Consider the following 11,442-nt stretch of genomic DNA (forward strand, 5'->3'; position numbering starts at 1 on the left):
GCTTGTGTTCCCAATCATGCCGTGCGGCGCAGTATCAGCAGATGGCGTTGGCCTTGGCAACCGGGTACGGCCAGGGCGTGTTCGCTATCGAGGTGGAAGTCCGCCGGCAATGCTACCAGCTCATCGGCGGGATGAACGCCCTTCATTGCCAGCCAACGTGTATCGCGGTCGCCGAGGTGGCGAGTCCAGTTGGTGAAGTTCTCCATGCTGCTGAATGCCCGGGAAATGATCCCGTTGAATGGCTGCTGCGGCTGGAAAGCTTCGACACGACTGTGGATAACTTGCAGGTTATCCAGCTTCAGTTCCAGTTTGACCTGGGTCAGGAAGCGGGTTTTCTTGCCATTGCTGTCCAGACAGGTCACTTGCGAATCCGGAAACAGGATAGCCAATGGAATGCCCGGCATCCCGCCGCCGCTGCCAACGTCCAGCCAGCGGCCGTTTTCGATGAACGACATCACGCTCAGGCTATCGAGCAGATGACGCGAGACCATTTCATCCGGATCGCGTACTGCGGTCAGGTTGTAAGCCTTGTTCCATTTGATCAGCAGGGCCAGATAACCCAGCAGCAACTCGTGCTGGGCTTCTGTCAGGTTGACACCGAGTTGGCGAGCACCTGTGGATAACTCTTCTGCATGTTGCGAGGTGACCTGCGAACTCAAGCGCTTTGCTCCAACTGACGGCCCGCGCCGCGTTTTTTCAAGTGAATCATCAACAGCGAAATCGCTGCCGGGGTCACGCCCGGAATCCGCGAAGCCTGGCCCAGGGTTTCAGGACGCGTGGCGCCGAGCTTGCTCTGGATCTCTTTCGAGAGGCCGGAAATGTTGCTGTAGTCGATATCCACAGGCAGCTTGGTGTCTTCGCTGGCCCGCAGACGAGCGATTTCGTCCTGCTGGCGATCGATGTAGCCGGCGTACTTGGTCTTGATCTCGACCTGCTCGGCGACCTGTGGATCTTCTGCGCCCTGCCCGGTCACTTCGACCAGACCAGCGTAGTCGATTTCCGGACGGCTCAGCAGATTCAGCAAGTTGTACTCATGGGTCAGCGGTGTGCCGAACTTTTCGGCGATCGCATCACCCTGCTCGGTACCCGGACGAACCCAAGTGCTTTTCAGGCGCTGCTCTTCCAGGGCTATACCTTCGCGTTTTTTGCAGAACGCGGCCCAACGGACATCGTCCACCAGGCCCAGTTCCCGACCTTTTTCGGTCAGGCGCAGGTCGGCATTGTCTTCGCGCAGGATCAGGCGGTATTCGGCACGGGATGTGAACATCCGATACGGTTCCTGGGTTCCCAGGGTAATCAGGTCGTCGACCAACACACCGATATAGGCTTCATCGCGACGCGGGCACCAGCTGTCTTTGCCCTGTGCGCGCAATGCGGCGTTGGCACCGGCGAGCAAACCCTGGGCGCCGGCTTCTTCGTAACCGGTGGTGCCATTGATCTGGCCGGCAAAGAACAGGCCGCCGATCACTTTGGTTTCCAGGCTGTACTTCAGGTCGCGCGGATCGAAGTAGTCGTACTCGATGGCATAGCCGGGACGCACGATGTGCGCGTTCTCCATGCCGCGGATCGATTGCACGATCTGCAACTGCACATCGAACGGCAGGCTTGTGGATATCCCGTTCGGGTACAGCTCGTGAGTGGTCAGGCCTTCCGGCTCGATGAAGACCTGATGGCTTTCCTTGTCGGCAAAGCGATGGATCTTGTCTTCGATCGACGGGCAGTAGCGCGGGCCGATGCCCTCGATCGAGCCGGCATCGGAATACATCGGCGAACGGTCGAGGTTTGCAGCGATGATTTCGTGAGTCCGCGCATTGGTATGAGTAATCCAGCAACTGACCTGCCGCGGATGCTGTTCCTTGTTGCCCAGGAAAGACATGACCGGGATCGGCGTATCGCCCGGTTGCTCGGTCATCACCGAGAAATCCACAGACCGGCCATCGATGCGCGGTGGCGTACCGGTTTTCAGGCGGCCCACACGCAGAGGCAATTCGCGCAGACGGCGAGCCAGAGCGATCGACGGCGGATCACCGGCACGACCGCCGGAATAATTCTGCAACCCGATGTGGATAAGTCCGCCGAGGAAGGTACCGGTGGTCAACACCACGGATTCGGCGAAGAAACGCAGGCCCATTTGGGTCACTACGCCGCGGACCTGGTCCTGTTCGACAATCAGGTCATCCGCTGCCTGTTGAAATATCCACAGGTTCGGCTGGTTTTCCAGGATTTCGCGGACAGCAGCCTTGTACAGAATACGGTCGGCCTGGGCGCGGGTAGCACGCACGGCTGGGCCTTTACGGCTGTTCAACACCCGAAACTGAATACCACCTTTATCGGTAGCCATGGCCATCGCGCCGCCGAGGGCGTCGATTTCTTTGACCAGATGACTTTTACCGATCCCGCCAATCGCGGGATTGCAGCTCATTGCTCCGAGGGTTTCCACGTTGTGCGTCAGCAACAGGGTTTTTGCCCCCATGCGTGCTGATGCAAGTGCTGCCTCGGTACCGGCATGACCGCCGCCGATGACGATCACTTCAAAACGGGAAGGGAAATCCACCACGCACCTCGTGCCTGCTTATATGGGTAAAAAAGGATGGGTTCTTGGGATAACGGACAAGTATAGGGTCTTCGCCCTTCCTAAAGAACCCTTTGCACAAAATTTAACCAGCTGTGGATGATTCACGGACAATAGAAATTAAAAAGAAAGAAATTTATTAAATCTTTGTTTTTATGTTTATTCTTAGACACCGACCTATCTGTGGATAGATTCATACAGCCCTTTGTTTTCAATGTGTACAGAGATTCAAAAGTCTGTGGTTAGGTAGCAGGGAGGCCCTTGGATAACCGGTGTAAGCCTGTGGATTAAAGTGATGCTTATCCACAGAGCGGGTTTTCCTCAGTTTTGACGCCCTGTTATCAACTGAGCCTAAGGGCAGTTATTCACAGGGCTTAATCCACAGAAAAAAGCTCATCCGACCAAACGGCGGCCACAAGAAATCCGCCGGAGCGCCCAAGTGCGCCCGACAAACTCGGAAATGATGGGGAGTACGAGAGATTGCAGAAGCGGGTTTGCCCGTGATGCCGGCGGAACACCGTCATGAGCATCACGAGCAACCAAGCCGTCGAACGGCTGCTCCTATGGGGAGATGGGGTTACTTACCGATGCAGAAGCTGGAGAAGATCCGGCCCAGCAGGTCGTCCGAGCTGAAAGCGCCGGTAATTTCTCCCAGGGATTGCTGGGCCTGGCGCAGGTCTTCAGCCAGCAGCTCGCCGGCGCCGGCCAGGGTCAGTTGCGAACGGCCATGTTCAAGCGAGTCGCTGGCGTGGTGCAGGGCTTCCAGGTGACGTCTGCGTGCACTGAAGCTGCTTTCGGAAGTCTGTTCGTAACCCATGCAGGCCTTGAGGTGCTCACGTAGCAGTTCCAGGCCCTCGCCGCCGGCCTTGGCACTGAGGCTGATAGTCACGTGGCCATCGTCGCTGACCTCCAGGGCGATCGCTTCGCTGGTCAGATCGGCCTTGTTGCGGATCAGCGTGACTTTCGCCGGATCCGGCCGCTGTTCCAGGAACTCGGGCCACAAGGCAAAGGGGTCCAGCGCTTCCGGGGCCGTGGCGTCGACCACCAGCAATACGCGATCGGCCTCGCCAATGGCCTTGAGAGCACGTTCCACACCGATCTTTTCCACCTGGTCTTCGGTATTGCGCAACCCTGCGGTATCCACAACGTGCAACGGCATACCGTCGATGTGGATATGTTCACGCAGCACATCCCGGGTGGTACCGGCGATCTCGGTGACAATCGCCGCTTCGCGTCCGGCCAGGGCATTGAGCAGGCTGGACTTGCCGGCATTCGGCCGGCCAGCGATGACCACGGTCATGCCGTCACGCAGCAAGGCGCCCTGCCCGGCTTCGCGGACCACGGTGGATAACTCGTCGCGCACCGCGTCTAGCATCTGCAGGACATGGCCATCGGCCAGGAAGTCGATTTCTTCCTCGGGAAAATCGATGGCCGCCTCGACGTAGATGCGCAGCGCGATCAATTGCTCGGTCAGGTTATGCACACGCTTGGAGAATGCCCCCTGCAAAGAGCGCAAGGCATTGCGCGCGGCCTGTGCGGAACTGGCTTCGATCAGGTCGGCGATGGCTTCGGCCTGGGCCAGGTCGAGCTTGTCGTTGAGGAACGCGCGCTCGCTGAATTCCCCCGGCCGGGCCAGGCGGCATCCCAGCTGCAGGCAACGCTGCAGCAACATATCCAGGACGATCGGGCCGCCGTGGCCCTGAAGTTCCAGCACGTCTTCGCCGGTAAAGGAGTTCGGCCCCGGAAAATACAAGGCGATCCCCTCATCCAGGACCTCGTTCCGATCGCTGAAAAACGGCCCGTAATGGGCGTAACGCGGTTTCAGCTCGCGGCCGCTGATGGCCTTGGCGGCGACACTGGCCAACGGTCCGGAAATACGCACGATGCCCACACCACCGCGCCCCTGGGCGGTGGCTACGGCTGCGATGGTTTCACGAGGGACATTCATAACCCGCTCCAGACATAAAGAGGCAGACAAAAGTGACAGATAGCAAAACGCCCCACTAGGGGGCGTTTTGAGTGGTTATCCACAGAGTAGGTCAGGCAGCTGCTTTCTTGGTAGCCGCTTCGATCTTACGTGTGATGTACCACTGTTGGGCGATCGACAGGCAGTTGTTCACCACCCAGTACAGCACCAGACCCGCCGGGAACCACAGGAAGAAGAAGGTGAAGATGATTGGCATCATTTTCATCACCTTGGCCTGCATCGGATCCGGAGGAGTCGGGTTCAGTTGCTGCTGGATGAACATGGTGGCGCCCATGATGATCGGCAGGATGAAGAACGGATCCTTGATCGACAGGTCGGTAATCCACAGCATGAACGGTGCCTGGCGCATTTCCACGCTTTCCAGGAGTACCCAGTACAAGGACAGGAACACGGGCATCTGCACGAGGATTGGCAAGCAACCACCCAGCGGATTGATCTTCTCTTTCTTGTACAGCTCCATCATGGCTTGCGACATTTTCTGCCGGTCGTCGCCATGTTGCTCTTTCAGAGCCGCCAGTTTCGGCGCCACTGCACGCATGCGCGCCATGGATTTGTAGCTGGCCGCCGACAGTGGGAAGAAGATCCCCTTGATCAGCATGGTCAGGAAGATGATCGACCAACCCCAGTTACCCACAATGCTGTGGATATGTTGCAGCAGCCAGAAGATCGGCTGGGCAATGAACCACAGAATGCCGTAGTCGACAGTCAGTTCCAGGCCTGGGGACAACTCTTTCAGCACGGCCTGGCTTTTCGGACCGGCGTACAGAGTGGCGGTGGTTTCAGCCTTGGCACCTGGTGCAACGGTCAGCGCCGGGCCGGTGAAACCTATGATGTAGTTGCCTTGGTTGTCTTTGCGGGTCTGCACCACGTTGCTTTCGTTCTTCGCCGGGATCCAGGCGGTCACGAAGTAGTGTTGCAGCCAGGCAACCCAGCCACCTTGCACGGTTTCTTTCAGCGAGCCCTTGTCGATATCTTTCATCGACACTTTTTTGTACGGCTCGGAACTTGTCCACAGGGCGGCGCCCAGGTAAGTCGCGGTACCGGTGGCGGTGCTGGAAGAAGGATCGGAGCTGGCGTCGCGTTTGAGCTGGGCAAACAGGTTGCCAGTCCAGGCCTTGTCGCTGGTGTTGTCGATCAGATAGGTGACTTTCAGATCGTACAGACCGCGGGTAAAGGTGAAACGCTTGATGTAGTTGACGCCGGCGTCGCTGAATTTCAGGTCGACATTCAGCTGGTTCTGGCCGTCAGCCAGTTGATAAGTCTTTTTTTCGGCCGAGTAAACCGGGCGTCCGGCAGGACGGGCATCCGGGCCGTTGGTACCGGTCAGGCCGCTTTGCGCCAGATAAGTACGTTCGCCACCGTTATCGAACAGCTGGAACGGAATTTCCGGATGATCCTGGCGACGTGGATACAGCGGCAGCTTCAGCTGGGCGATATCACCACCTTGAGGATCGATAGCCAGATCGAGCACATCCGTTTTTACCTGGATGAGGTCTTTGCTTGCCGCTACCGGAGTTTCGGTAGGGGTGCTGGTATCGGTATTCGCGCTGGGTACATCGGCACTGGCGGAAGCATTGTTACCAACAGGCGTATCCGGTAGAGCCGGGGTGGCGGTGTTGGCAGCAACATTCTGAGTCGGCAGGGCAGCCTGGCCATAATCCTGGTTCCACTTAAGAACCATGACGTAGGACACGATTGCCAGGGCGACGATCAGGATCGTGCGTTTAATATCCATGATTACTCGGCCATCGAAGAAGAACGGGAGGTAGGGATAGGTGGAACCGGGTCATAACCACCGGGATTCCACGGATGACAGCGACCTAAACGACGAAAGGTCAGCCAGCCACCGCGCAGAAGGCCATGATTTTCGATGGCTTCATACGCGTAGCAGGAACAGCTGGGGTAGAAACGACAGTGACTGGCCATCAGAGGACTAATGGCATAGCGATAAAACTGGATCGGAACGAGTGCCAGTTTACGCATTCGGGCTGTCTACCCCTACAGTTTCGGGTTTGGCTGCTGGTGCCGGCTTGTTACGGGCCAGACGCTTCCAGAGCTTGTCGAAATGCTGAATCAATTCGGGGTTTTCTACATCGCCCAAACCTTTGCGCGCGACGATAACGATGTCCCAACCGACCAGAGCATCCTGGTGCAGGCGAAACGATTCGCGCATCAGACGTTTGAGGCGATTGCGCTCAACGGAGAGCTTGACGCTCTTTTTTCCGATAACCAGCCCCAGACGGGGATGATCCAGATCGTTGTTGCGCGCAAGGAGCAGGAGATTTTTCCCCGGAACCTTGCCGGTAGGGGAGTCAAAGACTGCCTTGAAATGCCGGGGGGTAAGCAGACGCTTTTCCCGACTGAAGTCCTGACTCACCTCCAGTGCCGGAGTATCAAACTGCCAGACGCGCACGACCTTTGGCGCGACGACGCGACAGGACGGCACGACCGTTCTTGGTAGCCATGCGAGCACGGAAACCGTGGGTACGAGCGCGTTTGATAGTGCTTGGTTGGAAAGTACGTTTCATTGTCGTGTTACCTGGTTCGTCCACAACGGGCCGGAATGGCCCCCGTTTTAAGAGATCGGCGATTCTAGAGAAAGCAAGCCTCTAGGTCAATTTCCAACCAGCTTTTCCTTTGTCTGGGTATGTCCACATCGAAGACTGAAGAACCCGGTCAGCCAGATATAAAAATAAAGAAGGGAATTATTTAAAGCTTTTCTGTAAAGCTTATAAAGGCTAGGGATGCCTCTATCTGTGGATAACTACATTCAGCCCTTGTAGACCGTGTTGTACAGAGAATGACAACACTGTCGAGAAACGGTGCTCTGCCTGTGCTGCGCTATCGGAAAAGCTGTGTGTGGAAAGGTTAGTTATCCACAAGCGGGTTATCCACCGATTTTCGCCCCCAGTTGTGCAATGCCCTCAGGCATGGTTATCCACAGAGCTTATGCACATACCATTGGTCGTGTTTTTTCGGGATAAAGCGTTGATTCATAGTGCCCTGTGATCAACCTACATGTGGATAAGTGTGCGTCTGGTCGCTACAATGGCGGCTTGTTTTTGCCTCACCGGCTTTCAACTTAGGGGATATCCGTGTCAGTGGAACTTTGGCAGCAGTGCGTGGAGCTTCTGCGTGATGAGCTGCCTGCCCAGCAATTCAACACTTGGATCCGTCCGCTACAGGTCGAAGCCGAAGGCGACGAGTTGCGTGTATACGCACCGAATCGTTTTGTTCTCGATTGGGTCAACGAAAAGTACCTGGGCCGCGTGCTCGAGCTGCTGGATGAGCATGGCAATGGCATGGCGCCGGCGCTTTCCTTATTAATAGGCAGCAAACGCAGTTCCGCTCCTCGTGCGGCACCCAACGCTCCGCTGGCCGCCGCGGTTGCCTCTCAGGTTCAGCAGGCAGCAGCTGCCGCCCCAGTCGCTGCGCCGGCTCCGACCGCACCGACCAAACCGGCGACCCAGAAAGCCGCCGAAGTCAGCGAAGAACCCTCTCGTGACAGCTTCGACCCGATGGCGGGGGCCAGCTCGCAGCAGGCTCCAGTACGCGCCGAACAGCGCACCGTTCAGGTGGAAGGTGCGCTCAAGCACACCAGTTACCTGAACCGCACCTTTACCTTCGAAAACTTTGTGGAAGGCAAGTCCAACCAGCTGGCCCGCGCCGCGGCCTGGCAGGTAGCCGACAACCCCAAGCATGGTTACAACCCGCTCTTCCTTTATGGGGGCGTAGGTTTGGGTAAGACCCACTTGATGCACGCTGTGGGTAACCACTTATTAAAGAAGAACCCGAATGCCAAGGTCGTGTACCTGCATTCCGAGCGCTTCGTGGCGGACATGGTCAAGGCGTTGCAACTCAACGCGATCAACGAATTCAAGCGTTTCTACCGTTCGGTGGATGCGTTGCTGATCGACGATATCCAGTTCTTCGCCCGTAAGGAGCGTTCCCAGGAAGAGTTTTTCCACACCTTCAACGCCCTGCTCGAAGGCGGCCAACAGGTGATTCTCACCAGTGACCGCTATCCGAAGGAGATCGAAGGCCTGGAAGAACGCCTGAAATCTCGCTTCGGCTGGGGCCTGACGGTAGCGGTAGAGCCACCGGAGCTGGAAACCCGCGTCGCGATCCTGATGAAGAAAGCCGACCAGGCCAAAGTCGAACTGCCTCACGATGCGGCGTTCTTCATTGCCCAGCGGATTCGCTCCAACGTGCGTGAGCTGGAGGGTGCGCTCAAGCGTGTCATCGCCCACTCGCACTTCATGGGGCGCGATATCACCATCGAGCTGATTCGCGAATCGCTGAAAGACTTGCTGGCCCTGCAGGACAAGCTGGTCTCTGTGGATAACATTCAGCGCACTGTCGCCGAGTACTACAAGATCAAGATCTCCGATCTGCTGTCCAAGCGTCGCTCGCGTTCTGTCGCGCGCCCGCGGCAGGTAGCCATGGCCTTGTCCAAGGAACTGACCAACCACAGCCTTCCGGAAATCGGCGATGTGTTCGGCGGCCGCGATCACACCACGGTCTTGCACGCATGCCGCAAGATCAATGAACTTAAGGAATCCGACGCGGACATCCGCGAGGACTACAAGAACCTGCTGCGTACTCTGACCACTTGATGACTCCAGCGCAGCTTATTAAGGCAAGGGACTAGACCATGCATTTCACCATTCAACGCGAAGCCCTGTTGAAACCCCTGCAACTGGTCGCCGGCGTCGTCGAACGTCGTCAGACCTTGCCGGTACTTTCCAACGTGCTGTTGGTTGTCGAAGGCCAGCAACTGTCGCTGACCGGTACCGACCTGGAAGTCGAGCTGGTCGGTCGCGTGCAGTTGGAAGAGCCGGCGGAGCCAGGCGAAATCACTGTCCCGGCGCGTAAGCTGATGGACATCTGCAAGAGCCTGCCGAACGATGCGCTGATCGACATCAAGGTCGACGAGCAGAAGCTGGTGGTCAAGGCTGGCCGTAGCCGCTTTACCCTGTCCACCTTGCCGGCCAACGACTTCCCGACCGTGGAAGAAGGCCCGGGCTCGCTGACCTGCCAGCTGGAGCAGAGCAAGCTGCGTCGCCTGATCGAGCGCACCAGCTTCGCCATGGCCCAGCAGGACGTGCGTTATTACCTCAACGGCATGTTGCTGGAGGTCTCCGCCGGCATCATCCGCGCCGTGGCCACCGACGGTCACCGCCTGGCCATGTGCTCGATGCAGGCCGATATCGGTCAGCCGGATCGCCACCAGGTGATCGTGCCGCGCAAAGGTATCCTGGAACTCGCCCGCCTGCTCACCGAGCCGGATGGCATCGTCAGCATCGTGCTGGGTCAGCACCACATTCGTGCTACCACCGGCGAGTTCACCTTCACCTCCAAGCTGGTCGACGGCAAGTTCCCGGACTATGAGCGCGTGCTGCCGAAGGGCGGTGACAAGCTGGTACTGGGCGACCGTCAGGCGCTGCGTGAGGCCTTCAGCCGTACCGCTATTCTGTCCAACGAGAAGTACCGCGGTATCCGTCTGCAACTGGCCAATGGTCAGCTGAAAATCCAGGCGAACAACCCGGAGCAGGAAGAGGCGGAAGAAGAAGTAGGCGTGGAATACAACGGCGGTTCGCTGGAGATCGGCTTCAACGTGAGCTACCTGCTCGACGTGTTGGGCGTGATGACCACCGAACAGGTACGCCTGATCCTGTCCGATTCCAACAGCAGTGCGCTGGTGCAGGAATCCGACAACGACGACTCGGCCTACGTTGTCATGCCGATGCGCCTGTAATCATGCTCAGCAGAAGCTAGATGTCCCTCAGTCGCGTCTCGGTCACCGCGGTGCGCAATCTGCACCCGGTGACCTTCTCCCCTTCCCCCCGCATCAATCTCCTCTACGGCGCCAACGGCAGTGGCAAAACCAGCGTGCTGGAAGCCATCCATTTGCTGGGGCTTGCTCGCTCGTTTCGCAGTGCCCGTTTATTGCCGGTGATCCAGTACGAGCAACTCGCTTGTACGGTGTTCGGTCAGGTCGAACTGGCAGAAGGTGGGCATAGCAGCCTGGGGATATCTCGCGACCGGCAGGGCGAATTCCAGATCCGTATCGACGGGCAGAACGCCCGCAGCGCGGCACAGCTGGCGGAGATCCTGCCCCTGCAGTTGATCAACCCGGACAGTTTCCGCCTGCTGGAAGGTGCTCCGAAAATCAGGCGCCAGTTCCTTGATTGGGGCGTGTTCCACGTGGAACCCCGCTTCATGTCAACCTGGCAGCGCTTGCAGAAGGCCCTGCGGCAGCGGAACTCATGGCTGCGGCATGGTACACTTGACGCCGCTTCGCAAGCAGCCTGGGATAGGGAACTGTGTCAGGCCAGCGCTGAAATTGATGAATACCGCCGCGCTTATATCAAAGCCTTGAAACCAGTCTTTGAGCGGACCTTGAGCGAGCTGGTAGAGCTCGAGGGCTTAACGCTTAGCTATTACCGTGGTTGGGATAAAGAGCGAGAGCTCAGTGCAGTGCTCGCGACATCCCTCCATCGTGATCAGCAAATGGGTCATACCCAGGCCGGCCCCCAACGTGCTGATTTGCGTCTCAGATTGGGCGCACACAACGCTGCGGACATATTGTCCCGCGGTCAGCAGAAGTTGGTGGTCTGTGCCTTGCGGATCGCCCAGGGGCACCTGGTCAGCCAGGCCCGGCGCGGTCAGTGTATTTATCTGGTGGATGACTTGCCGTCCGAACTGGACGAGCAGCATCGCCGCGCACTTTGTCGCTTGTTGGAAGACTTACGCTGCCAGGTGTTCATCACCTGTGTAGACCACGAATTATTGAGGGAAGGCTGGCAGACGGAAACGCCAGTTGCCCTGTTCCACGTGGAACAGGGCCGTATCACCCAGACCCACGACCATCGGGAGTGAA

General features: G+C 57.9%; 10 protein-coding genes. 3 read left to right on the forward strand and 7 right to left on the reverse strand.

Going from position 1 to position 11,442, the window contains the following annotated elements; genetic code table 11:
• Positions 1–14: 14 nt before the first annotated feature.
• The 7 genes from rsmG to rpmH all read right to left on the reverse strand — a co-directional run bounded on the left by rsmG (position 15) and on the right by rpmH (position 7,087).
• On the reverse strand, positions 15–659 hold the full coding sequence (rsmG, locus tag AC3RCP_RS01140; RefSeq protein WP_007924492.1) for a 16S rRNA (guanine(527)-N(7))-methyltransferase RsmG: 645 nt from the start codon (positions 657–659) through the stop codon (positions 15–17).
• Positions 656–2,554, reverse strand: a complete 1,899-nt coding sequence (gene mnmG / locus AC3RCP_RS01145; protein WP_007924490.1) for a tRNA uridine-5-carboxymethylaminomethyl(34) synthesis enzyme MnmG — start codon at positions 2,552–2,554, stop codon at positions 656–658. Before mnmG ends, rsmG begins: the two co-directional genes overlap by 4 nt.
• Before the next feature lie 595 nt (positions 2,555–3,149).
• Complete coding sequence (gene mnmE, locus AC3RCP_RS01150; protein WP_101336369.1) at positions 3,150–4,520, reverse strand: tRNA uridine-5-carboxymethylaminomethyl(34) synthesis GTPase MnmE; 1,371 nt, start codon at positions 4,518–4,520, stop codon at positions 3,150–3,152.
• Positions 4,521–4,611: 91 nt separating this feature from the next.
• Positions 4,612–6,294, reverse strand: coding sequence for a membrane protein insertase YidC (yidC, locus tag AC3RCP_RS01155; RefSeq protein WP_007924476.1), 1,683 nt, complete (start codon positions 6,292–6,294; stop codon positions 4,612–4,614).
• Positions 6,295–6,296: 2 nt separating this feature from the next.
• Positions 6,297–6,542, reverse strand: coding sequence for a membrane protein insertion efficiency factor YidD (gene yidD / locus AC3RCP_RS01160; RefSeq protein ID WP_010465488.1), 246 nt, complete (start codon positions 6,540–6,542; stop codon positions 6,297–6,299).
• A complete protein-coding gene (gene rnpA, locus AC3RCP_RS01165; protein WP_009041465.1) occupies positions 6,535–6,936 on the reverse strand; it encodes a ribonuclease P protein component in 402 nt (133 codons plus the stop codon). Before rnpA ends, yidD begins: the two co-directional genes overlap by 8 nt.
• 16 nt (positions 6,937–6,952) lie before the next feature.
• Positions 6,953–7,087: a 50S ribosomal protein L34 gene (gene rpmH, locus AC3RCP_RS01170; RefSeq protein ID WP_003213577.1), complete on the reverse strand. Its 135-nt coding sequence runs from the start codon at positions 7,085–7,087 to the stop codon at positions 6,953–6,955.
• A gap of 567 nt (positions 7,088–7,654) precedes the next feature.
• On the opposite strand from rpmH, the gene dnaA reads away from it, so the two are divergent.
• From dnaA to recF, 3 genes are read left to right on the forward strand one after another with little or no spacing between them, the layout of a single operon-like run.
• Complete coding sequence (gene dnaA, locus AC3RCP_RS01175) at positions 7,655–9,175, forward strand: chromosomal replication initiator protein DnaA (RefSeq protein ID WP_492570502.1); 1,521 nt, start codon at positions 7,655–7,657, stop codon at positions 9,173–9,175.
• 38 nt (positions 9,176–9,213) lie between these two features.
• Complete coding sequence (gene dnaN, locus AC3RCP_RS01180; RefSeq protein WP_007924473.1) at positions 9,214–10,317, forward strand: DNA polymerase III subunit beta; 1,104 nt, start codon at positions 9,214–9,216, stop codon at positions 10,315–10,317.
• A 20-nt stretch (positions 10,318–10,337) separates the two neighbouring features.
• Positions 10,338–11,441, forward strand: coding sequence for a DNA replication/repair protein RecF (recF, locus tag AC3RCP_RS01185; RefSeq protein WP_007924472.1), 1,104 nt, complete (start codon positions 10,338–10,340; stop codon positions 11,439–11,441).
• Position 11,442 lies beyond the last annotated feature (1 nt).

It is taken from the genome of Pseudomonas sp. GW822-FHT05A08 (genome assembly GCF_058800485.1).

Coding starts and splice junctions, on each gene's coding strand:
- recF (WP_007924472.1), top strand. CDS start 10,338: ATGTCCCTCAGTCGCGTCTCGGTCACCGCGGTGCGCAATCTGCACCCG.
- rpmH (WP_003213577.1), bottom strand. CDS start 7,087: ATGAAACGTACTTTCCAACCAAGCACTATCAAACGCGCTCGTACCCAC.
- yidD (WP_010465488.1), bottom strand. CDS start 6,542: ATGCGTAAACTGGCACTCGTTCCGATCCAGTTTTATCGCTATGCCATT.
- yidC (WP_007924476.1), bottom strand. CDS start 6,294: ATGGATATTAAACGCACGATCCTGATCGTCGCCCTGGCAATCGTGTCC.
- dnaN (WP_007924473.1), top strand. CDS start 9,214: ATGCATTTCACCATTCAACGCGAAGCCCTGTTGAAACCCCTGCAACTG.
- mnmE (WP_101336369.1), bottom strand. CDS start 4,520: ATGAATGTCCCTCGTGAAACCATCGCAGCCGTAGCCACCGCCCAGGGG.